This is a genomic window from Halomonas sp., assembly GCF_041689495.1.
GTDB lineage: Bacteria > Pseudomonadota > Gammaproteobacteria > Pseudomonadales > Halomonadaceae > Halomonas.
Window position 1 is genome coordinate 1 of sequence record NZ_JBDNGD010000104.1, and the last position, 3,338, is coordinate 3,338.

Consider the following 3,338-nt stretch of genomic DNA (forward strand, 5'->3'; position numbering starts at 1 on the left):
GAGCAGCGTCACGGCCCTGGCGACGCCGGCCTCGCCGGCAATGCTCGCCGCGTAGTTGAACGGGCGACCCAGGAACACGAAGCTGGCCCCCAGCGACAACGCCTTCAACACCTGGCTGCCGCGGCGGAAGCTGCCGTCGATCATCACTGGCACGGCCCCTTCTACCGCCTCCAGCACCTCGGGCAGCATGGTCAACGGCGCCACGGTGGCATCCAGCTGACGACCACCGTGATTGGAGACGATCAACCCATCGGCGCCCGCCGCCACCGCCCGCCGGGCATCCTCGGGATGCAGGATGCCCTTTACCACCAGCGTGCCGGGCCAACGCGCGCGAACCCGCTCGAGGGTCGACCAGTCGAGATGCCGGCGCCCCGAGAAATCCCGGTTTACGTTCTTCGCTAGCACGGGCACGCCGCGGGTCGCAGCGTTGTTCTCGAAGTGCGGCACACCGTGACGCCACAGGGTGCGCAGGAAGGTCCCGAACAGCCAGCGCGGTCGCGCCAGGCCATCACAGGCCAGGCGCAGGCTGGGCCGCAGCGGCGATGAGAAGCCGGCACGACGGTGATTCTCGGGATTGGGTGGTACGGCGTAGTCCACGGTGATCACCAGCGTGGTAAACCCGGCCCGCTCGACGCGCGCCAGCAGGGCATCGATCTCCTCCGGGCTGCCGGGCAGGTAGGCCTGGAACCAGTCCGAGCCGTCCGGCCCCGCCAGCGCCTCCATGGGGATCAACGAGGTGCCGCTGACGATCATGGGGATCCCGGCGTCGGCCGCCGCCCGCGCCAGCACCTGATCGCCGCGATAGGCCGTCAGGGCGCTGATGCCCATGGGCGCGATGCCGAAAGGGTAGGCATAGCGACGACCGAAGAGCTCGGTCCCGGTGGACACCCCGGAGACGTTCACCAGCGCTCGTGGCAGCAAGTCGTAGGCCTCGAAGGCCTCGCGGCTGGCCCGGGCGGTACCGCCGTCCTCGGCCACGCTGGCCACATAGCCGAACAGCGGCCGCGGCAGGTGCCGGCGCGCTGCCCGTTCGAAGTCATCGAGACTGAGGATGCGCTCCAGCCGCCGAGCGCTCATCGGTTGCCTCCCGACGTCGCGGCTGGCTTTCGCCAGGCGTCCTCGTTGACGGCCGTGAGCGGACCGCTCCCGGACAGCGCCCCCACTAGGTTGTCCACCGCCAGCTGGGCCATGGCCTCGCGGGTCTCGTGGGTGGCCGAGCCGATATGCGGTGTGGCCACCACGTTGTCCATCGCAGCCAGGGGCGAGCTCGCCGGTAGCGGCTCCTCGGCGAAGACGTCGAGCCCGGCGGCGCGAATCACCCTACGCTGCAGGGCATCGACCAGCGCAGGCTCGTCGATCACCTTGCCCCGCGCCACGTTGACCAGCGCCGCCGTGGACTTCATCCGCGCCAGGGCCGTGGCATCGATCAGGTGATGGGTGTCGGCGTTGTAGGGCACGCTGAGACAGACGATGTCCGCCTCCGCCAGCAGGGCGTCGAGCTCGCGACGATGAGCGCCCAGGCAGGCCTCAAGCTCGGGCTTCGGCGAGGCCGCCGTGTAAAGGATGGGCATGCCGAAGCCCAGCGCACCGCGCCGCGCGGTAGCCGCGCCGATCCGCCCCGCCCCCACGATGCCGAGGGTCTTGCCGTGTACGTCGATCCCGAAGTGCTCGCGCCCGATATGTGCCTTCCACTCGCCATCTCGAACCCGGTTGGCCAGCTCCACCAGGCGACGCTGGGTCGCCATGATCAGCGCGAAGGCCGTGTCCGCCGTGGTCTCGGTCAGCACATTCGGGGTGTTGCACAGCAGGATGCCGCGCCGGTTCATGGTCGCCAACGGCAGATGGTCATAGCCCACCGAGATGGTCGACACCACCCGCAGCGCCGGCGCCTCGGCCAGCATCGCCTCGTCGAGTTCCAGCTTGCCACCGATCAGCCCGTGGGCACGCGACAGGGCGGCAAGAAAATCGGCGCGGTTGTGCTCGCTAATCTCCTCGAAGTACTCGACCTCGGCGACGGCAGACAGCGCCGCCAACTGCGCCTCGCTGAGCCGCCGCACAGCGACGACACGCCAGGGCCTGGACGCCTCACCCATGAGTCGACTCCCCCAGCCCCTCCATGCGGAACCCCATCTCCTCCAGGGCGGACACAAGCTCGGTGGCGCGTGCCTCTTCCAGCTCGACTAGCGGTGGTCGCACGCGACGCCAATCGGACGTCCCGGAGAAGTGCGCCGTGGCGGCCTTCATGGCAGGAATCAGTGGATAGCGCTCGAACAGGTCGCGCACTGCGTTGAGCGCCTGCTGCCGCTCGTCGGCGGCCTCGGCCTGCCAGCTCGCGGCCAGGCCCGCGATGGCGCCCGGGTTGACGTTGGCGGTGGCACTGATGCAACCGGCGCCTCCGGCTCGCAGGGTATCCAGCAGGAAACGCTCGCTGCCGGCATAGACGGCGAAGTCGTCGCCACCGAAGCGATCGATCAACGCCTGAGTATGCGACCAGTCGCCACCGCTGTCCTTGATTCCGGCGATGGTGCCAGGGAAGGCGTCACGCAGGCGTTCGATCAACGCCAGTGACAGCGGCACCTGTGCGACGGGGGGAATGTGATAGAGATAGACCCGCAGCCGCGAATCCCCCACCCGCTCGATCACCTCACTGTAGTAGCGAAACAATCCCTCGTCGCTGACGCTCTTGTAATAGAAAGGCGGCAGCATCAAGACGCCCGCACAGCCCACTGCCACGGCCTCGCGGGTCAGCGCCACGCTGTCGCCGATGGCGCACTGTCCGGTGCCGGGCATCAGCCGGGCGGGGTCGACACCGCCCTTCACCAGGGTACCCAGCAGGTGCTGTTTCTCCTCGACCGTCATCGAGTTGGCCTCGGAGTTGGTGCCGAACACCGCGAGCCCGACCCCGTGTGAGGCGAGCCACTGGCAGTGAGTCACGAAGCGCCGGGTATCCGGCGCCAGGTCGGCGCCGAAGGGGGTGATTACCGGAGACCAGACGTCTCCACGCGTTTGGGACATGACATTCTCCTTGTGCGGATCATTGTCCATCAGTGCCAGGATTCGATGGCGTAGCGCTCGAGCGCTTCCGGATCGAAGCCGAACCCCAGGCCGGGCGTGGTGGGCAGCCTCAGCCGGCCATCGGCGAATTCAAGCTGGGTATCCACCAGGCGCCGAAAATTGAGCACCTGATCGTCAGCGAAGAACTCTACCATCTGCACGTTGGGCGCCGAGGCGACGAGATGGATGTGCAGGTCGTGGAACCAGTGCGGATAGATATCCACGCCGAAGCTCGCCGCCGTGGCGGCGATGCGTCGGAACTCGGTGATCCCGCCGCATACCGC

4 protein-coding genes are annotated in these 3,338 nt (G+C 68.2%); all 4 read right to left on the reverse strand.

What is annotated here, in order from left to right:
- A partial coding sequence (locus tag ACESMD_RS03320) for an alpha-hydroxy-acid oxidizing protein (RefSeq protein WP_372610303.1) occupies positions 1-1,077 on the reverse strand: 1,077 nt, incomplete at its 3' end.
- Positions 1,074-2,093: a 2-hydroxyacid dehydrogenase gene (locus ACESMD_RS03325; protein ID WP_372610305.1), complete on the reverse strand. Its 1,020-nt coding sequence runs from the start codon at positions 2,091-2,093 to the stop codon at positions 1,074-1,076. The genes ACESMD_RS03320 and ACESMD_RS03325, both read right to left, overlap by 4 nt.
- Positions 2,086-3,015: a dihydrodipicolinate synthase family protein gene (locus ACESMD_RS03330; protein WP_372610307.1), complete on the reverse strand. Its 930-nt coding sequence runs from the start codon at positions 3,013-3,015 to the stop codon at positions 2,086-2,088. The genes ACESMD_RS03325 and ACESMD_RS03330 overlap by 8 nt, the downstream gene beginning before the upstream one ends.
- A 29-nt stretch (positions 3,016-3,044) precedes the next feature.
- Positions 3,045-3,338 (reverse strand): enolase C-terminal domain-like protein (locus ACESMD_RS03335; protein ID WP_372610309.1); only part of this gene is annotated, 294 nt, incomplete at its 5' end.